The following is an 18,889-nucleotide window of genomic DNA, read 5'->3' on the forward strand; positions in this document are numbered from 1 at the left end:
GGGCTAATGTACCCGTTCCCGAGCCCCACGTTGCTGGGTTGCTCATTGGAGGAGTTATCCACTCACGGGTGCCAGTGAACGCAACGACCAACCAGCGACTCGCCCGGGCCGTGGGCTGGCCGTTGATCGGAATCGGACTGTTGATCATCGGGTGGGCGGTCCGGACAGTCGGGGACCCCAACGGTCAACCAGCAGGACTCGTGATTACCGGACCGTACGCATACACTCGTAACCCGATGTACGTCGGCTGGTCCGCACTGTATCTTGGAATCGCGTTGGTTCTCAATATCGCGTGGCTGTTCGTCGTGTTTCCGGCGGTGGTGGCAGCTTGCCATCGGGTCGTCCGCCGGGAGGAACGGTCCATGGAACTCGAATTCAGCGACGAGTACCGTACCTACCGGCGCGAGGTTCGTCGGTATCTATAGCAGTGAACCTCCACGTCAATGTGTCTCCGGTTAGGTCAACCGTCACGCAAAACGGCAGAACAGCTCATGTGGTCGGAATGGCCCGAAATCCAAATGGCCATCCTACTGAACCAATTCTCTGCATCTCGCATGCCGCTCCTACTCAGTAACCGAGAGGTCTTCGACCGAAGTGTTCCCGCGCACCTCTGTACGTAGCCGGGAATATGTCTAACATGGCCCCTGAGCTCGACCTCAATGAAGGGGTCGTCTCGGGGGTTTCCACATCAAACGCATCGAAGAACTGCTGGGCGTCTCCCCCGACACCCCGGGCCGTGTGTCAAGACAGCCTTTCAAGGGGGTACCAAGGGCGAACACCCGGATCACGGTAGCGATGACGCCATCGCCCAGCGACTGAGGGCTGCACGCAACTTCTGACTGTCAACTAACTACGTTCCCTATCCGATGACGCTCCCGTGCCCGGATGGCGGACACGGAGCACGCCAAAGACATTGTCAGACGGTGGGTGCAGTTCTGACTTGGCTTGCCCGTACGTGCGGGCGCTTCAACAGTTGCTTGCGGTGTCGTATCCTTCTTCGGCCTATTCGTTTAGGTAGCCTGCTCGGGAAGAGTGAACCACGCGTATCCGGACTGAAAGTAGATCCACCTTCGCCGCACTTGGCGACCGGTTACCTTCTCCGCTGCCGACAGTAGTCGCTATGGACCACGAGGAACTCCGCGAGAAACTCGACGAGTCGTACCGGATCGGCTGCCCGTTTGGACACTCGGCACGTATCCCGTCAGAAGAGCGCGAGACTGCCTACTGCAGGTCCTGTAACAAATCCCATCCATTCGAAGACCTCATCGACAAGGCGGAGCGACCGATCTCCCACGGGAGTCTCCGCCTATGAGCACGCCCGAGAAATCCGACGATCCGGACGACGTCGACTTCGCGACGGCACCGGAGGGGCTCAACGATGGCCCGCCGGCCGACCACGAGGGCTGGATCTCAAACGTCGAGATGACAGGACCATCGGTAACTGTCACTCGCCAAAGTATCCGGCACTGCCACGTCTGCGACGCCGAGATCTACGTCGGTCGCGAGGAGTACGTGAAGGCGGTAGTCATCCTCCACTGGGACCTAGGCGACTACGTCACGAAGCGCTTTCCACGGTTGAAGTTTTGCAGTTGGGACTGGTGGCAGGAGTGGGCGTCCCAGTAGGAAAGACAGAGCCGTCGTACCGCGGGTGGAACGGCACGGATGGGCCCTGGCAAACGATAGTGGGTTGGGTGTGAGTGCGGGGTTCAGTTCCCCCCAAACGAAGTGGATGGCTTCGTTGCCCGTGTGTGCGGGCAGGTTGTGGGTTAGATATAGTTTGGTATAGTGGTTTGCCCTATTTGTTTAGGAGATACTTTCGGAGCGGCGCGAAAGTGGGAGAATTGGGCACGGGGGAAGTGCCCAAGGGCAATTGAGGTTGTCTGCAATGTGGGGGTGAGGGGTACAGACAGATTCTATTGAGGACTGGTTGGTGATAAATACGGGCCAGTGTTTTCAGGCTATGAAGACATCATCTGGACTGTGTGATTCATGAAGGTTATCGGGAATTGATTATGGACGAGTAACGTGGCTGGCCCGTTCGGAATACGACTGAGTCACCGAATGAACACAGTCGAACGGGGTTTGAGGGGGAGAAGTGTTCCCAGCATGGTCAGACACGGTAGGTGATCGTGCCCTCGTCCCAGTCGATATCGTCGATCTGGAGTTCGTACTCGGTATCGACGTTGAACTCGTTGACGAACCCCGACGGTAGACTGATCCCGAGGGTGCTAGGACCCATGGCCTGGACAGAACGGGTGTACTGTTTCTGACTGGACATGTGGTTACCGGTCGTTTGCCACTTATCAAAATCTTTCCCGGTGTGTGGGGTGGTCACTACTTATCCTGTAGTTATCCTGTACTGATTCTATACCGTATCCTGTAATTATCCTCGTGCCAATTTTACGGGTTTCAGCCGTGGACGCTGGTGTTCCGGCGGAGTCCGCCGGAAGTACCCCTACCCGCGTCCGGTGGGGGTGATAGAACGATGGTCTCGGTCACTAACGACGGCGAAAACGAGGAGAAACGGGGCGAAACAAACGAGCGAAGCGAGTTCGTCGACTGGCGGAACGTCGGCGGGGGCGGCGCGTGACGGACCGCGGGCCTCGAGGACTCGCATGCAGCGAGGCTTTTGCCGAGTATCTGGAGGAGTTCCGCGAGATGTGCAGGCAGTCGCCGCACTGGGAAGAAATCGCGGTTCGCCCACCGAAACCGGGCGTTTTCAAGCAGACAACTAACCGATGAGATCCAAGATATTCGCCGTCTTCGCCGTGTTTCTGGCTATCACCGCGATGCCAGTTGCCTCGGCGGAGAGGCTCAACTTCAGCGCGGACGCGGCACCGGCACCTGACTACGAGATCGGCGACATGACCAAATCGGTCCATGATATGGACTGGGGTCAGTCGGCCGACGCGGTACGGACCTATGAGAACAACTCCGGCGAGACAACGACCTTCGCGGGCGAAGTCAACACGTCCGAACGGACTCCCTACGAGTTCGTGTATACGGACGTGAACGCGACAGACTGGCGCGTGTTCCCGAACGCGAAAGAGACGATCTCGGCGGTCGAGAGCGAGGGCGAGTGGTCGACGGCGACCTCGGACTCGTCCAACGTCTCGCCGAGCGTCTCGAGCTCGGAGACGGCGCCGGGCGTGCCGGCGGTCCGGTTCGCGACGAGCGGGATGGGCGCCGGCGATACGTCGACGTTCACGTTCTCCAACTTCTCGATCACCAGCGACGAATCGAAACGGTTCGGGATCGTCGCCTACGACGCTAACACGCTGTCGAACGCGGACACCTACGCACACATCCGCGCGGTCGACAGTGACGGCGATTACAAGCTCATCCAGAACGTGACCGCGACGGGCGAGGGCTACGTCGCACAGGAAAAGCTCGGCCAGCTCTCGACGATGGGCTCGGGCGACGGCACGTTTGACGACGTGCAGAAGGTCGAGATCGTCGCCTTCGAGGGCGACGTCGAGATCGACGTCGCCGGGCTCAACCTCGAGCGCATGAGCCCCTACGACCTCGGTCAAACCAAGGTCGACCCGAACAACGACGGCACGTATACGACCGTCGACGTCAACGAGACGCACACGGGCGGCGCCGTCGGGCTGACGGCGCTCGATACGATGGGCTCGGCGTTCTCGAGCTCGGAGATTCACTCGCTCACGTTCCCGGCCGTGTTCCCGGCGGAGATGCTCGACAGCGACGACGTGCAGATCGAGCGGACGGCCGACGAGAGCGTCGAAGGCGGCCAGTATCCGGGCTACAAGGGCACCGCGACGATCCACCTGCGGATGTCCCTTCCGGACCAGTACGACCTGAGTTACTCGAACGTACAGCTCAACGACACGCAGGCGGTCACGTCCGACCGACTCCTGTCGGTCCGCTACGCGGAAGGTGTGGGCGACACGGCTTTCGCTAACATCTCGTCGGGCTCCTGGTCGGATATCACCTCGAGCTACACGGGCAAGGGCGACGAGGTGGCGGTCGACGACACGATCCAGCCGGGCCAGACGTCGGCCTTCGAGTTCGAGATGAAGCTCACGCCGGACCAGTACGACGAGCTCGCCGCGGCGGCGGGCGGCGCTGGTGGCGGGGCGACCGGCGCCGGCGGCTGGGGTAGCAACTTCCCGGTGATCGGCGGCCTGATCGCGGCGGCGCTCGCGACGCTCAAACGACTGGGCGGCGGCAGCGGCGCGGAGGGGTAAGATGGCGATCGGTAGTGGGGACCCGTACAAGACCCTCGGGAAGACCCGCTCGATCATCCGAGAGGGCGGCTGGGAGCGACTCGGCCAGTCCGTCTTTGGCACGCTCCTCCTGGCGGTCGTCTTCGGCGGGATCGACGTGCTGAACGCGCTCCTCTCGATCCCGATCCGAGTGCTCAATGCGCTGGGGATCTCTGTCGCGGGGCTCAACACGGCGGTATTCGACGGGCTCGCGACGTTCATCGGCGGCTTCCTAACCGCAGGAGGCCGGTCGTTCGGAACCGGATGGACTGGCCTTCTCGGGCCGCTACAGTCGCCGCTCGGCATGGGGATCTTCCTGTTCATGCTGTGGGAAGTCGCCTATTACATGGACTACGTGGGAACCGACGTGATCGGGCTCGTGCTCGACCTCCCGATCCTCCAGAGCGACGAGGCAGACACCGGCGAGGAAGACACGTAACCATGTGCGAGGCGGCCGCACACCGACGCTCGGCACCGCAGGGAGTAACTGTGATCAGCCGAGAGACGGCGCGGCGGCGCTCGTCCCAGCGGCCTCGGAGGTGTCGAGCGTGGACGTGACCGACTACATCGTCGACAGCAAGGAGGGCCGGAAGTTCATTCGGTGGGGTCGCGTCGGGCGGCTCACGGTCGGGAGTGTCATCATGACGATCGCGCTGGCGTGGACACACCTGATCTCGACGCTATCGTCGACGCTCTCGGCGCTGATCGGCGGGATCAGCTCCTTTCAGGCGTCGCTAATCCTGTCGTACCTGTCGATCCCGATCAAAATGGTGAGGGCTGTCTGGCAACCGGCGACGGCTTTCGTGGCCTCGCTCGGGGTTCTCGGGATTCCGCTCGGGTTCCTGATCGTGATCGGCGTGCTGGTGATATGGGAGCGTGCAGTATGAGCCCGGACACAGGCGGTGACGGCGGCAGCGACGGATCGGTCGGGTGGGACGACCTACCCGATCCGCTCTCGTCGCTCTCGGGCGTCAAATCGCTCCCCAAGAAGCTCCTGACAGACCCGCGGCTGTACATCATCGGGGTGATCGTCGAGTACGTCGCGGGCGGGATCACCCGTCTCCTCGGGGCGTTGATCGGGAGCCTTCAGGAGGCGCTGTTCTTGCTGGGGTCGATCCCGACGACGATCGGCGAGGCGCTCCTCGAGGCCGGCGCTCTCGCGGGCGGCGTCAGTCTCACGGCGATCGGCGTGCTCGGTGACGTGCTGGCCGGGCTGGTCGCGAGTGCTGGGCCGGCGTCGCCGCTCGTCATGGCGGCCGTGGCGGCCGGGTTGCTGTACGCGACCTTCGAGCTCGCCGCGATGCTGGCGCCGCTCGGGACTGGCCGGCTCGTCGACGGCCTTAGGAGGGTTCTCCCGTGGTAGCACAGTCCGACGCTGACGACGAGCGAGAGCGAAGTATCGGCTACTGGATTACGCACCCGTGGATGGGTGTCGGCGCGGTCGTGGCCGGACTGGCCGGCAGTCTCGACCCGCTGTTTCAGCTCATTACGGGACTGGTCCCGATGGTCTACCCGATCGTATCGACGCTCTCGAGCGTCGGCGGGCTGGTTCCGGCGATCCCGACGGGGCTGGTCCAAGACGCGTTTGTCATCTTTGGACTGGCGTACGTCGGGCTCATGGCCGTGAGAGCGGCCGAGTGGTTCCACAACGAGTATTTAACGTAACTATGACAGTAACGACCAACACGAACAGACGGATCGACCGACGGCTCGCACCGCTCGCGCGTAGTACTACGCGGGCGCAACAGAGGGGGGCCTAAGCGTGGCTACCTCTGGATTTGGCGGGCGCGGGTACCTCATGATGGGGGTGCTCGCGCTCGCGGCGGTGTGGGGCGTCGTCAACACGTCGCTGGCGGCGTCGGTCGCGGGGCCGGTCCACATGGTCGCGGCGAACCTGCGGCTATTCATCGGCTTCGGGATCATCGCGATGCTCGCCTACTGGGTGCTCGACGAGGCCGACGAAAACGACGACGTAAGCGACGCGCTCGAGAAAACCTCCGATCGCGCCGCGGACGCGAGCGGCGGGTTCATCAACGTGACGCGGGTGTTTCTCGCCGGCCTCGCGACGATCATCGCGACCTCCGGCGACGCACTGATCGACATGATCACTATGGCGCCGACGATCGCCGGGCAAGTCGGAATCGGATTGCTCGGCGCCGGCGCCGGGGCGGGCATGCTCTCGGTTCGCATGTTCGCAATCATCGCGGTCGCGGTGATCGTGTTCTCGGCGATCCTCAAGGAGCGGGCGGAATCATGAAACCGACAAGTTGGAACTTCTCGACGGGATTCACGACGGCCCGCGAGTGGGTCGCGGGACAGCACCGGGCGATGAAAGACGACGCGCAACCGCGGCCAAACCCGGAGCCGGCCGACGCCGTGGCCTCGCTCCTGGTCGGCGCCGCGTTCGCGCTGGCCGGCTGGCAACTGTTTGGGGCGTCGACGGCGCCGGGGCGCGAGCTCGTCGTCGGATACGCGGCGGTCGGCCGGGCGACAACGGCGCTCGTCGGCCTCGCGATGATCCGCTACGGCGGGCCGGAGATCCTTTCCGGGCTCCGGATGATCAAGCTCGTCCGCGGTGGCGGCACAACGGGCGCCGACGAGAGCGTCGACGTCGACGACCAGGAAAGCGCCGGCGACGCGGACCCGCTCGAGGAGCCCGCGACGACTGACGGGCCGGCCAGGGCGTCGGACGCCGGTGACGAGTCGGAGGTGACGGCGTAGATGCGCCGCTCGCTCGCCGTGCTCTTGGTGGCGCTGTTGGTCGCTCCGTCGCTCGCCTCGATCGGCGCCGCGGCGCCGGAGGATCCGTCCAACTACACGCTGGCGGAGCTCTCCGAGCGCGGCCAGCAAATCGAGGGCGGAAGTGCGGACCCGTCGCGTCGGTGGCTCGGCGAGCGAGGTAACGTGTTCGTATCGTACGAACAGACGAATTTAGTGAAAGAGATGGCCTCGCAACGGCCCGAGTGGGCCGTCGATAAGGTCGTCGAGCCGGACAAGACCGTCGACACCAAGGAAGTGCGGATGCACTTCAACCGGCTCCGCGGCGCCGACGTCAAGAAGATTCACGTGACGGTCGTCGCGTGGAAAACGGAGACGAAAACGGTCAACGGGACCGACGGGACGCCGCGAGATGTCGAGTATCCGACGGCGATCCGGCGCCAGACGACCGAAGTACGGCTCTCCGGTCCGGTCAAAACGGCCGAGATCGACCTCACGGACACGGAGGAGCCGCAGACGATCACCATGTACATTCAGGAATACCCTGGCGCGCGGTGGGTGTTCCCGCATGATCCGGTCGCGCTGTCCGACTCGGTGCCGTTCGGCACCTCTTGGGGCAGTTACCTGAGTTGGTTCTTTGGGCGATTCTTCATAATCGCCGCTCTCGGGGTCCCTATCGCGATCGCGGGCGCGTACAAGACGCTCGACTACACGTATACGGGGCCGGGTAAGGGCGTCATGTGGTGGGTGATCGCCGGCGGGCTCGCCTCCTACCTGTCGCTGTACTTCTCGCACCGGTCGATCGCGCTCATGCTCACGTCGGCGCCGTGGATTATGGGCCTGTTTATCGTGGTCGTCGCGTACATCGCGACGCTCGAGCTGGCCGATCCGACCGAGACGGGGCTATTCGAGGGGATCATCACAACGGACGCGACGAACCCGATGGGAGACGATATCCCCGATATCGCCGACGAGCGGGGAGACACGATCGATTACGTCGACGACGGCGACGGGACGATCAAACTGGTCAAACCGTCGCTGGGGTACTTCGGGACGCTCCTCGCCGGCGCGGAAGCTCCCGAGCTCGACACCGCGGACCTCAAAACGCGCGTGAAGTATCACGGGTCGGCCGCGGGAGACGAGAAATTTTACGCGGACGTATCGGACACCGACGACGGCGAAAAGCCGGTACTCGTTGAAGTCGAATGGCCGGCGCTCGAGTTCGGCCCGAGCGGACTCAAGCAACGCGTCGAGAGCGACGAGGGCGTCGAAGTGCTCGACGAGTGGGACAAAGACCGGCTCGTCCGGACGGGGCTGTTCGGGGCGCTGGCGGGCGCTCTCGGCAACGTGCTGATCGGCGGCGTCGGCTGGGCGCTCCTCGCGTTCACCGTGGGCGCGTACCTGTCGACGGTCCGGCGCGTCGACGGGTCGGCGTCGTTCGACCCGGCGCCGGTCCACTCGACCGCGGCGAAGGCGCGGGCCGTGACCGAACGGCAAGAGCTGACGATCGCGTCGACGTTCAGCGAACTCCAAGAAACGATCGCGAACGCCGATTCGGACACGGCCGAAAAGGCGGTCGATATCGCAGAGGCGCATATCAGCCAGTTCCGGGACCAGATCGACCGGCTCCTCGGTGGCGAGGACTCCGGCGGGCTCCCGGAGTCGGGCACGAACGACGTAGACACGGATATCAACCCGCAGGCGGGGCCGGGGGTGAGTGACGATTAGCTCCCCTGGCCAGCCAGCGGGCCGCGAGACGGCCGTCGAGCCGGCGCTCGACGACTTGGCGCGGAAACAGGACGAGCTCTTTGCTCGCCTCGAGGCGGGTTTCGCCTCGCGGCGCGAGATCCTCCTGTGGACGCATGACGTATCGGTCCGGACGCTCGGGCAAGTCCCCGACGAATGGTTCGCCCAGCTGTTCTCGACGCGCTACACAGTGACGGCGCTCCTCGCGGACAGCGACCGGCGAGGCGAGATCTCGGAGAGCGTCGAGAGCGACGAGCGGGCGGCGACCGAGCGGGCGATCCTGGCGGATGATACGCTCGTCGAGAGCTGTCGCCAGGGCATGCGACTCCTCGCCGAGCAGGCGGCGGAGTACACCGAAGCGGAGACGCCGGTCGATGCGTCGGCTCAATCGTATCTGGCGATGCGGCCGGCCGTCGACGACCTCGCGGCGACCCAACGGGACGCGCTCAAGCGCGTGCTCGGCTACGCCGAGCCGATCAACTCCCGCGCGGACGTTCGCGACTGGGCGCGCCGGGTGATCCGGGCGACGAAAGGCGCCGACGAGGGGTTTACGCGAGAGATGCTATGGACGCCCCACTGGCTCAACGCCGTACGTGGCGACCCGCGCTCGGCGACGCTACACCTCCTCCTCGCTGACGACATGCTCGCGCCGATGAACGCGGCACTCCGCAAGACGGCGACTGCAGCGACGGAACAGGCAGACGAGGATCGCACCTCCCACGGAGCGTTTGAGACATGAGCAAATCAGCACAGAGACGGCGGCAGAAAGGCAAAGACGACGTGATCGAACAGTTGCGGGAAGACTTCGAGCCGTGGACGAAAAGCCGGCAGGCGCTCCATCACTCAGACGACTGTGATAAGTCGTGGAACCGGCTCGACGACCGTCACAACGACGGGGAACGGCTGTACAAGGATTTCGGCCTGACGCCGATGCACAAGGTGTTAGCGGCCGAGTCGCGCCGGGCGCGGCGCTACGGACAGAAAGAGGCTCACCCGGTGTACAAGTTCCCGTCGGCGTACCTGGACGCGCTGATTCACGTCGACGACTCCGAGATCTGGGCGCTCGAGGAAGGGCGCGTCGACGACCCGATCATCGCGGACCAGCCGCGGCCGCGCCGGAAGGTGCTCGAGTGGCTCGCGCGCCCGGAAAACGAGCACGTGCTCGACGCGATGGGCGACGGCGGTACCGACATGTGGGCGCACTCAGAGCCCGGCGAGGGCAAAACGTCGTTCGCCAACATGATCGGCGGCGTCAGGCTCCCGGAGATCAACAACGAGACGCTCCTGTGGTTTCTCACGCTCGACGAGCTCGAGTGTCTCCCGCTGGCGCCGTACACGACCGTTGCAGTCCCGAAGGGCGTCGAGCTCGCGGTCGAAGCAAAGCCGCGGGCGCCGTCGCTCCCCAACGTCGAGATCGAGCTCACCGACGTCTTCCGGGACACGCTCACGTACTCGAGCCCGCGCGATCTCATGCGCCAGCTCGTCCCCGGCGGGCTGTACGGTGTGCTCCCGGACCCGCGGTTCCGCGGGTGCGAGAAACTGTGTCAGGCGACGTTCACACCGGCTCGCGAGGCCGGCGAGCCGGCAGAAGTGACGCCACTCCGCGACAACATTTTCGCGATGGTCGAGTCGCGAGCAAAGGACGACGAGTTCCTCCACCCGACGACGGCCGTACTCGACGAGATGGGCGACTTACTCCCGCTCAACCCGGAAGCGGACGAAAACGACCAGGCGCGCAAGGTGAAAGACCACCCGAAGGCGTATGGGAAGGCGCGAAAAAAGAACTTCTCGACGATCCGGCTGTCGCACTCGATCGCTCGCGTCGACGAGGGAACCAGGGAAAAGAACCGCTGGTTCGTGACCATGCCCAACACGCCGGCGCCGAGCTCGTCGCTGTCGGGGATCGGCAACGTCCCGATAAAGTCGGATTACGCTAACCGACTCTCGAAGGGCGAGGCGGTGGTGTGGCGAAACCAGCACTTCGCCGAGATCTCCTGGCCCAACCCGTACCGGCGCTACGAGTTCCGCGGCGAGATAAACATCCGCTACCCTAACCGGGAGGAGGCGCTCGATGACTTGTAGACTGGCCGGTTCGGGGGCCGTACCCCCGAAGTTCGGGCGGCTCGGTGCTCGGCGCGGCGCTGGCGCCGATTTGCGAAATGGGTACCCCCCGAGATCGGGCGCGTCGCGGCCGGAGCCGCGCGGCGAGCGAGGAACCCACACGCGCGCGTATATTAATGTGAGGGCAGGGGCGGGGGTGATCACCCGTGCGTAAACGCGCGTTTTCGGTCGCGTTCGCGCTCATGTTGATCCTGGCGGCTGTCGGGCCAGCGATCGGGCAAGTGTCGTTTGAGGGCGAGGTGATCCTCACGGGCGATCCCGCGGTCAACGGAACGACGTTCAACTACGACCTGAACGATCTCGACTCGGCGACCGAGCCGCAGGTAGCGTTTACCGGCCGGACGTCGACGGAGTGGGACAACGTGACCGCGGCGGGCGTCTCGAGCGGCTCGTCGGTGGATGTACCGGTAGCGGGTTCACTCGATCCGACTGGCCCATCCGATACTGGCGAGCCGACGGTCGAATTTACAGGGATCGGCTTCTCCCGGACCGATAGCGTCTCGGCGACGAGCGTCTCGAGCGGGTCGTCGGTGACGTTGGGCGTCGACGGGAATCTCGACCCGACGGGGCCGAGCTCGAACAACGAGCCAGAGGTGACGTTTGGCGGCGACGGGTTCACCCGGTCGGTGACTAAAACCGGCTCCGGTGTAGCGGCGGGCTCGTCAAAGTCGATCACTGTCGACGGGAATCTCGACCCGACGGGACCGAGCGGAAACAACAAACCGGAAATGGCGGTCACGGGGCGGGAAGACAGCGGTTCATCGGTTTCGTCGCCCGACGGGGCTAAAAAATGCTTCTCGCACACGAGCTCAGAGGAGTATTTTGCCTGTGAGATCCGGATCGACGATGCACCGGGCGAGATCAGCCGCTTAGACTTCAATGTAGATTCTCAATCGACGAATGTGGGGCCTCTACTGGTGGATATCTACATCGTCGACGAAACGCCGGATGGGGCCTACCAGGAGGGCACTCTCGTTAAGGACAACTATGATTGGACGACCTCGAGCGGCTGGGCGAACATTTCGCTCAGTCAATCGGTAAGCACAGATGGGGATGTCACTGTCGAAGTACATCCCGTATACGGCGACTCAAACGATAACGCGGTCTATCTCACGTCCGAGAGCGGGCACTCGAATTATATGTCTGAAAATGGGAACCTATACGATCATGCTCTGGATGTCGTCGGCTACTCGCCTCCGCCGTCGTCGCTCTCGGTATCGACCGACTCGGGGACATCGGTAAGCTTCGGTAGCTTCTCCGATGGAGAGACGAAGACGAAAGAGTTCTCGATCTCGGTGTCTGCCAGCTCGCTGAATTTCGAGCACTCGGCGGGTACAGTCGACTACTCGCTCGATATGACGGAACGGAGATGGACCGTCGATCCGTCGGTCGATATCGACGGCGACGGCACGGCAGAGGAGCAATATACGGGGACGCTCGAGCCCACCCAGTCAGTGACGAAAGAGCTGGAGGAGCTCTCGACGTTGACGTCTTCGGCGACGCTCACAACGTCGAAGGGAACGGCGGATCTTGATATCAACTGGCGCGAGCGGAAAGGGACGGTCGACCCAGCGGTCGATATCGACGGCGACAGCAACGCGGACGCCTCGTTCACGGGGACGCTCATGGACGGCGAGAGGGCGACGGTAGAGCTGGCGGAGCTCTCGACATCGACGTCGACGGCGACGTTCACAACGTCGAAAGGGACGGCTGATCTCGCGTTCCGGTTCAAGGAGCGGCAAGAGACGACAAACCCGAAGGCGTTCGTAAACGGAAACGAGCTGTCCGTGATGGGGCCGCTCAGTGACGGGCAGACGGTCACGCGCAACGGGTCGACAAGCTGGCTGTCGTCGGGAAGCAACACAGTCGAGATACGCGTCGGCGAGTCGGTCGGGCCGGACGCGCCGGATCCGAAAGTCGGGATCACGTATCAGCACTCCGCGACCGACCGGATCAACCAGACGTATACCGACGAGCGATGGAGCGAGCGGTATAACGTCTCGAAACAGTTCGCGAGCGACCAGTCGGATGTAACGGTCGATCTCGAGCACTCGGGCGATATCCTGGCGGTCCGCTCGCTCGAGTATTCGATCAACGGCGGGGCGTGGCAAGAGATGACGGCCTCGGCGTACACGCTCGACGGGTCGACGGTACACGCCGAGATCGGCGACGTGACCGCAGGCGACGAGGTGCGCGTTCGCGACGCGGCGAGCAAGGTCGACGTTCACAACGGGTCGATCACCGTGGAGGAGCCGACGGCGCCGGGCGAGCGACTCGACACGGCGATCCGGGTGGACTCGTGGGCGTCAGACTCGTATATCGGCGTCGATAACCCGCGAGCCCACTATACGGCAAACGAGAGCTGGTCGGCCTCGGAGTATCAAGTAATCAAGTCCGACGGGACGCGGCGGCTCTATCTCCCCAACGCGGCACAGGGATCGCTCGCTCGCGTTCGCACGCTCCCGGTAGAACCCGCGCCCGCGACCGGGGACGTGCGCGTCGAGGTGGGCGATAGCGTCGACCTCGAGGAGCCCGAGCTCCTCCTCAAGCCCGGCCCGAACGGCCAGGGGACGGACGTAGATCTGACGTTCACGAACGCAAAGTCGGAAACCGACTATATCCTGTACTCGAAGACTAACGGCGTCGTTCGGGACTCCGGGACGGCCAACAGTCCGATCACGCTCACGGACGACGACTCGAGCGAGTGGCTACAGTTTCAGGTAGACAGCTCCTCGAGTTCGTCGGGCGGCGGCGGATCGGGCGTCGGCGCGGTCGGCCCGCCGGCTGTGTCGGTGTCGGATCCGGGCCTCGGGCACGTCGGGATCCTCGCGGTGGTCGCGGGGCTTATCTTCGCGGTGTGGGTGCTCTCCCGGAACTTCGGGAAGCGACGGCTCTCCTACCGAACGCTGTACATCTCGGAGGGGATCGTGTTGGTGTTGCTCGGAATGGAGGCGCTGTCGGGCCAGTCGCTGATCGGCGCCGTCGGGATGGGGATCGCCCGGCTCCTCGAGCTCGTCGGGATGGGCGTCAAAGAGGCGGCGCCGCTCGCGATCCTCGCGTTCGCCGTGCTGGCATACATGGCGATCAAACGCTGGGGCCGGCCGCAGGTAGTCGTGAATCGGAACCTTTCGCTCGATACGAGCGTCGGCGGCGGCAAGCGCGGAGGTGGCGAGTAGATGGTACTCGAGAAGGCGATCGCGATGGGCCTCGAACTCCTCCTCAACGACCCGAAGGGGACGGGGATCGCGGCCGTGCTGATCGTCGTCGGGTTCCACGTACAGGGAGCGGCGGACCTCGCGAAATACTTTCAGTTCGCCGGCTACGGACTGATCCTCCTGGCGCTGGGACTCCTGTTCGGCGTGGTCGACCTCTCGAGCGGGCTCCTCGGTCTGCTCCCGCTTTCGTGACATGACGGCGGGACTCGAGGACGTGACCGAAGCTCTCGCGTCTCCGGGCACGTTTTGGGCGGCAATGTGGGCGAGCGCGTGGATCGCGCGTAGAACAATCGTGCCTGCGTGGGCGACCGACGAGCTCGCGGTTGCGCTGGTGCTGGCGCCCGTGCTGGCGCTCGTAGTAATCGCGCGGCGCGTCGACGCGCTCGAGCTCACGGGCGGGCGCTGTCGCGCGGCCAACGTGACCAACGATCGACGTTGTGCTAACTCTCGCGACGCCGGCGCCGATCTCTGCGGGACCCACCAGAACACGCACGGCGTCAAGCTCCATCCGACGGCCGTCGACGGCGCCGACAACGGCGGCACGTCGGGCGCGGCCGCGGAGTCGGGCGAGTAGCCGGACGCGGCCTAGCGGCCGGACGCGAGCGGACAGGCGGCCGTAGTGCTACACGCACGACCAGCGACGCGAGCGGACGCGACAGCGGACCCGCACATGGGTGATTAGTTGATGAGTTTACGATAGAGGTAAAGTTCGAGGAGAGCGACCCCCATTTCCCGTGCTTCAGGTGGAGACTAGCGGGAAGCCGGGGTGTATTTTTGCGCGCCGCAGGCGCGTGCCCTTAGGCACACCTCCTAAGGGGGCTTGCCCGGAGAGCGGGAACCGCTCGACCGGCAAACCACCGGCTCGAGGTCGATCCGCGTGTATCCGTGTTCCACCTGAAAACAGGGTTCGGGGTGAAATCGGGCTATCCTTTATAAAAAGAAGGTACGAGAGACAGTGATGCCTCTCTGGCGTCGGGCGTCAGTGGAGGGTCGCGACCGGCCGCCGCATGGAGCTCCCGTCGACGGTCACCTCGACGATCGCGTCGGCGAGGGCCTGCGGGTCGCGGCCGTCGTTCGCCCACGCCTGGAACATCTCGTCCAGGACGTCGTCGACGAGCGGGTTCGTCGAGTACTTCATTTTCGAGAGCACGGTGTCGATCCGGACCGTCGGGCGATCGCCCTCGCTGGTCGGCGCGTCAAACTCGGCGCCGTACTTCGCGAGCCACCGGTCGAACGCGCTCGAGGCCGACTGGCGGACGTCCATGTCGACCAGCTGGGCCGCGCGGTCCGCGGCGCTCTCGATCTTCGACTCTGCGGCCTCCGTGATCGCACGGATTTCCTGGCGGAGCTTCTCCGAGACGAACCGGACGTGGCCGTTGTCCGACGTGATGACGCCCTCCAGACGCTGGAGACACCGGTACACGGTTGACAGCCCCACGCCGGCCGCGTCGGCGACCTCCCGGGTCGGCCGACCACCGTCGGCCGCGAGGTTCTCGACGATCTCCTCGTCGGCGGCGGTCATGTCCCGGAGCGTCGTCACGATCAGGTGCTCCTGCTTGGCCTCGAGGCGTGGCGTCGGGTCCGAGTGGATCGGGACGGACTCCTCCGCCGGGCCGGCGTCGAAGTGGTCGTCGGCGACGTAGGTGGTCCCGCCGGCCTCCGTCGGGATTTCCGCCCAGGAGAGTAGCGACACAAGACGCTCGTCGAGTTCGCGCACGACCTCGTCCCGGTCCTCCCACGAGACCGACCCGGATGCGGTACGCCCCTGGACGAACTTCACACCGAGTTTCGGATGAAACAGCGGGTCGTCGGGTTCGAACTTTTCCGGGTGCTCAGGCAGGTAGCTCTTGATCTGGCCGCCGAGCCGGTGGCCCGAGACCATTTCGCTGGCGCTCGTGGACCCGTGCCGAAACACGTGATGGTGCCCGCGCTCCCGCTCGTTGTCCCACTTGTACATCCCGGCGGTTCCTTTCGTATCCGAGAGAAGCATCGACAGCCGGTCGAGCAGGCCGCCGGTGCCGATTAGCTTCTCGTTCATCGTCCGGGTGAGCCGGACGTAGCGCTCGAGGGCGGTGATCCGCCCGTCGAAAGGCTCGGAGAAGTACCCGTGATAGAGACCGACATCGGCTGAGTTGGCGAGTTCGAAGATGAACCGTGGCAAGAGGTCGGCGACATCGTTAAGTTCCATATTCGACGGCTGGCAGTGGATGCTAACCCCCTCGTCCGGGTCGGTGTGGTCGAACGCAGTGGTCGTGCGCTCGCCGACAGACTTCCGCATACCCGGGAAGCGCGGCGATACGTTGTAGGAGCACTTTCGTTCGCCGCGACCGCGGGCGTTGATATCGAACTCGTAGAGCCGGTCGGATGCGACGCTGTCCTCTGGCCGCGGTTGAAAGCCGCTCTTGCTGTAGTTCATCCGGATGTCCCACAGCTCACCGTCGATCTCGATGTCGGTGATCTCCTGGTATCCGTCGAATTCGTTGATCAGGAGGTCCGATAGCGCCCAGTAGGGATCGAGTCCGTCGTAGTCGACGTACTCCTCGCTTTCATCGCCGGTGGGGGCATAGTAGAGCCACGCCTCTGCCTCGTGGGTGGCTCGCTCGACTTGTGCCACCGGCGCTCACCTCCTGTCCTGAACAGTATCCGTGTCTACTGAGCGGTGAGGCCAACACAGGCCTTTTCGCCAGTGAGTACCAATCACATGGTGGTGGCCCCGATAATGTGGTTGGGGCCTGAGGGGCACAACTGGGGCCAAAGCTCCTCTTATTACCTGGTGAACAGTACCGCTCGTAGACTGTTCACTCGCCATCACGCTCACCCCCGTCAGTCGCGACTCGGCCGGAGCGCATTCGAGAGAGCTTCTCGGCGGCGGTGAGCGGCTGCTCGTCGCGTTCGTCGTCGGTTTCTGTCGCGTAGGATTCCGGTGGACGGCGCGGTCCGTACGATAGCCGCTCCGGGCGCTCGCCGGCCTCCTGGAGGAACTGCTCGCGCTGGTCGAGAAGGCGCATCACCGCCTCGCGTGGTCCGCCCGCTGGCCCACGACCGATAGCACGCTCGACCGCCTTGTAGGCGCGGACCACTTCGATCCGGTCGATCCCACGGATCCGAGCCTTCAGGAGGAGCTTACGACCGCTCTTGATATCGCGATCCCCGTACGACTCCGCAAGGAAGTCCCAGTCGAGATACCGAGCTGGGTTGTGGCCGATGTCCGCCTCGATGTTGTCGAACGCGGGGAAGTCGCGGCCGCCGGCCTGGTTCGTCGACGGCATCAGCTGCTCACCTCCGCCGAGCCGGGGACGCGTTCGCGGTCGATAATGACCGGCCAGGAGAGTTGTACGACCTCTTTCTCGGAGCGGTCGGCATCGACCTCGTACCAGCGACCGCCGAGCTCCTCGTCGAGGATACTCGCGGGGATAATGGCGCTCCGAAGGATCGGCGTATCCTCGTACGGGGCGTACACCGCGAGGAGATAGACTCCGCCGGTGTCGAGGAGTTTCTCGTGTGCGGCGCGTTTGATGTACCAGTGTCCGGCGGACTGTCGAGACCCGTTCGACCGGACGACGCACGCTCCCTTAATCTCGACCTCGGTACCCTTCTCGACCAGCGGAATCCCGAGAAACGGCCGCTCGTAGCAGGGATCGAGACAGCGGATCGTCCGGGCGTCGTACCACGTAGCGACGGAGTCGCCGACGGCCTCGAGGGCGGGATCCGAGTTGATAACCGCTCCCTCGACGGACTCGCCAATACTATTCGACGACGAGAGGGTACTCAAGCGTCCTCACCTCCCTCGGATCGCTCGATATCGCCTCGGTTCATCTCGAGCTGGAGCGCCTCACGGACCAGCTCTCGAGCACGTTTACTCTCCATCTGGCCGAGGGCTGTTTCGAGAGTGTCGACAGCGTCGAGATCTTCGTCCTCGATGGAACCGCCGTCGGTCGCGACCCGCCGGTCGCTCTCCTGATCGTCGCGCCCCTCGAGGCGGTCGGACCACAGCACGCGCATGTGCACGGACTCGGCACCCCGGAGGACATCGACGGAGTCGACATACTGTCGGGGGACGAGCGATCGCGGCCAGTCGGTGTATTTCGCGAGCGACGCAGGGACGATCCCCCCGCCAGTCGGGTTCTCGGCACCGGTCGTCGTCACTCGGAAGACTCGGCCGTCTCGGGTCGCGTACCGGATTGAGATCATTTCGCGGACGCTCCGGGCGACGGAGACCGCGTACACGCGAGGCGAGCCGTTCCCCTGGTCAGAGCCGTGTTCGATCCAGCTCTCGGGGATCGGCCGATACTTGTCGCCGTCGACGACGACGGGCCACTCGTCGGACGACATTTAGGCGTCACCCCCGCGAGCGAGGTCCTCGATATCGTCCGGCCCAAAGTCTTCAGCGCCTATCTTCGCGGCGAGACCGTCGGTGTGGCAAGAGGGATTGTCCGGGATTGTCGCCTCGGAGCTCACCTCGTAGCCGTCCGGGAGGTGGGCTTTCGAGGTGTGCTTACCGACGACGACCTCGTCGACGTCTTCGGGAATCTCACCGTCGTCGAAACAGACACCGCACTTCCCCCGGCTCTCGGCAACGGGGCCGTCCGAATCGACTCGTCGGGCGTTCCGGACGTCGACGTAGCAGGCGGGATCGACGTCCTTCATGGACGACACACCTCCTCGTCGCGGGCCGGGCACTCCTGGTCGATCTCCTCGATAGAAAACCCACAGAAATCACACACGATCGGCTCCGAGAGCGGGTCGCGAGACTCGGAGCTCACGCGGACCACCTCGACTTAAAGGCACCACTTCTGTTCGTCTTTAACGAACCCGAAATTTGGACAGACGCACGGGTGAGTACCCGATAATATCCATCCA

The 18,889-nt window shown here is 64.2% G+C and carries 22 protein-coding genes; 16 read left to right on the forward strand and 6 right to left on the reverse strand.

Going from position 1 to position 18,889, the window contains the following annotated elements:
* The first annotated feature begins 68 nt into the window (after positions 1-68).
* The 3 genes from ACMGFE_RS09520 to ACMGFE_RS09530 all read left to right on the forward strand — a co-directional run bounded on the left by ACMGFE_RS09520 (position 69) and on the right by ACMGFE_RS09530 (position 1,623).
* Positions 69-425 (forward strand): methyltransferase family protein, encoded by a 357-nt coding sequence (locus ACMGFE_RS09520; protein WP_436924918.1) that lies wholly within the window; start codon positions 69-71, stop codon positions 423-425.
* A 695-nt stretch (positions 426-1,120) separates the two neighbouring features.
* Positions 1,121-1,312, forward strand: a complete 192-nt coding sequence (locus ACMGFE_RS09525) for a hypothetical protein (RefSeq protein WP_436924919.1) — start codon at positions 1,121-1,123, stop codon at positions 1,310-1,312.
* Positions 1,309-1,623, forward strand: coding sequence for a hypothetical protein (locus tag ACMGFE_RS09530; protein WP_436924920.1), 315 nt, complete (start codon positions 1,309-1,311; stop codon positions 1,621-1,623). Before ACMGFE_RS09525 ends, ACMGFE_RS09530 begins: the two co-directional genes overlap by 4 nt.
* Before the next feature lie 487 nt (positions 1,624-2,110).
* Here ACMGFE_RS09530 and ACMGFE_RS09535 read toward each other — a convergent pair whose 3' ends face one another.
* A complete protein-coding gene (locus tag ACMGFE_RS09535) occupies positions 2,111-2,278 on the reverse strand; it encodes a hypothetical protein (protein WP_436924921.1) in 168 nt (55 codons plus the stop codon).
* A gap of 460 nt (positions 2,279-2,738) precedes the next feature.
* On the opposite strand from ACMGFE_RS09535, the gene ACMGFE_RS09540 reads away from it, so the two are divergent.
* The 13 genes from ACMGFE_RS09540 to ACMGFE_RS09600 all read left to right on the forward strand — a co-directional run bounded on the left by ACMGFE_RS09540 (position 2,739) and on the right by ACMGFE_RS09600 (position 14,603).
* Positions 2,739-4,211, forward strand: coding sequence for a hypothetical protein (locus ACMGFE_RS09540; protein WP_436924922.1), 1,473 nt, complete (start codon positions 2,739-2,741; stop codon positions 4,209-4,211).
* A gap of 1 nt (position 4,212) precedes the next feature.
* Positions 4,213-4,668: a hypothetical protein gene (locus ACMGFE_RS09545; RefSeq protein WP_436924923.1), complete on the forward strand. Its 456-nt coding sequence runs from the start codon at positions 4,213-4,215 to the stop codon at positions 4,666-4,668.
* Between the two features lie 109 nt (positions 4,669-4,777).
* Positions 4,778-5,116, forward strand: a complete 339-nt coding sequence (locus ACMGFE_RS09550) for a hypothetical protein (protein ID WP_436924924.1) — start codon at positions 4,778-4,780, stop codon at positions 5,114-5,116.
* Complete coding sequence (locus ACMGFE_RS09555; RefSeq protein ID WP_436924925.1) at positions 5,113-5,592, forward strand: hypothetical protein; 480 nt, start codon at positions 5,113-5,115, stop codon at positions 5,590-5,592. Before ACMGFE_RS09550 ends, ACMGFE_RS09555 begins: the two co-directional genes overlap by 4 nt.
* Positions 5,586-5,894 (forward strand): hypothetical protein, encoded by a 309-nt coding sequence (locus tag ACMGFE_RS09560; protein WP_436924926.1) that lies wholly within the window; start codon positions 5,586-5,588, stop codon positions 5,892-5,894. Before ACMGFE_RS09555 ends, ACMGFE_RS09560 begins: the two co-directional genes overlap by 7 nt.
* A 97-nt stretch (positions 5,895-5,991) precedes the next feature.
* The gene (locus ACMGFE_RS09565; RefSeq protein WP_436924927.1) at positions 5,992-6,486 is read left to right on the forward strand and encodes a hypothetical protein; all 495 of its coding nucleotides are present in this window, start codon (positions 5,992-5,994) and stop codon (positions 6,484-6,486) included.
* Positions 6,483-6,950 carry a hypothetical protein gene (locus tag ACMGFE_RS09570; protein ID WP_436924928.1) on the forward strand — a complete coding sequence of 156 codons (468 nt, stop codon included), beginning with the start codon at positions 6,483-6,485 and terminating at the stop codon, positions 6,948-6,950. The genes ACMGFE_RS09565 and ACMGFE_RS09570 overlap by 4 nt, the downstream gene beginning before the upstream one ends.
* Positions 6,951-8,675 carry a hypothetical protein gene (locus ACMGFE_RS09575; protein ID WP_436924929.1) on the forward strand — a complete coding sequence of 575 codons (1,725 nt, stop codon included), beginning with the start codon at positions 6,951-6,953 and terminating at the stop codon, positions 8,673-8,675.
* Positions 8,665-9,432, forward strand: coding sequence for a hypothetical protein (locus ACMGFE_RS09580; RefSeq protein WP_436924930.1), 768 nt, complete (start codon positions 8,665-8,667; stop codon positions 9,430-9,432). Before ACMGFE_RS09575 ends, ACMGFE_RS09580 begins: the two co-directional genes overlap by 11 nt.
* Positions 9,429-10,775, forward strand: a complete 1,347-nt coding sequence (locus ACMGFE_RS09585; RefSeq protein ID WP_436924931.1) for a hypothetical protein — start codon at positions 9,429-9,431, stop codon at positions 10,773-10,775. Before ACMGFE_RS09580 ends, ACMGFE_RS09585 begins: the two co-directional genes overlap by 4 nt.
* Positions 10,776-11,176: 401 nt before the next feature.
* On the forward strand, positions 11,177-13,990 hold the full coding sequence (locus tag ACMGFE_RS09590) for a hypothetical protein (protein WP_436924932.1): 2,814 nt from the start codon (positions 11,177-11,179) through the stop codon (positions 13,988-13,990).
* Positions 13,991-14,221, forward strand: coding sequence for a hypothetical protein (locus tag ACMGFE_RS09595; RefSeq protein WP_436924933.1), 231 nt, complete (start codon positions 13,991-13,993; stop codon positions 14,219-14,221).
* A 1-nt stretch (position 14,222) separates the two neighbouring features.
* Positions 14,223-14,603, forward strand: coding sequence for a hypothetical protein (locus tag ACMGFE_RS09600; protein ID WP_436924934.1), 381 nt, complete (start codon positions 14,223-14,225; stop codon positions 14,601-14,603).
* 405 nt (positions 14,604-15,008) lie between these two features.
* Here the strand turns inward: ACMGFE_RS09600 and ACMGFE_RS09605 are convergent, their stop codons facing one another.
* The 5 genes from ACMGFE_RS09605 to ACMGFE_RS09625 all read right to left on the reverse strand — a co-directional run bounded on the left by ACMGFE_RS09605 (position 15,009) and on the right by ACMGFE_RS09625 (position 18,676).
* Positions 15,009-16,643 (reverse strand): DUF7845 domain-containing protein, encoded by a 1,635-nt coding sequence (locus tag ACMGFE_RS09605; protein ID WP_436924935.1) that lies wholly within the window; start codon positions 16,641-16,643, stop codon positions 15,009-15,011.
* Positions 16,644-16,827: 184 nt separating this feature from the next.
* On the reverse strand, positions 16,828-17,298 hold the full coding sequence (locus ACMGFE_RS09610; protein ID WP_436924936.1) for a DUF8129 domain-containing protein: 471 nt from the start codon (positions 17,296-17,298) through the stop codon (positions 16,828-16,830).
* Positions 17,298-17,801, reverse strand: a complete 504-nt coding sequence (locus tag ACMGFE_RS09615; protein WP_436924937.1) for a PD-(D/E)XK family putative nuclease — start codon at positions 17,799-17,801, stop codon at positions 17,298-17,300. The genes ACMGFE_RS09610 and ACMGFE_RS09615 overlap by 1 nt, the downstream gene beginning before the upstream one ends.
* Positions 17,798-18,361, reverse strand: a complete 564-nt coding sequence (locus ACMGFE_RS09620) for a hypothetical protein (protein WP_436924938.1) — start codon at positions 18,359-18,361, stop codon at positions 17,798-17,800. The genes ACMGFE_RS09615 and ACMGFE_RS09620 overlap by 4 nt, the downstream gene beginning before the upstream one ends.
* Positions 18,362-18,676 (reverse strand): hypothetical protein, encoded by a 315-nt coding sequence (locus ACMGFE_RS09625; RefSeq protein ID WP_436924939.1) that lies wholly within the window; start codon positions 18,674-18,676, stop codon positions 18,362-18,364. It lies immediately after the preceding gene.
* Between the last annotated feature and the right edge of the window lie 213 nt (positions 18,677-18,889).

This window comes from Halosimplex amylolyticum, from assembly GCF_051414035.1.
Lineage (GTDB): Archaea > Halobacteriota > Halobacteria > Halobacteriales > Haloarculaceae > Halosimplex > Halosimplex amylolyticum.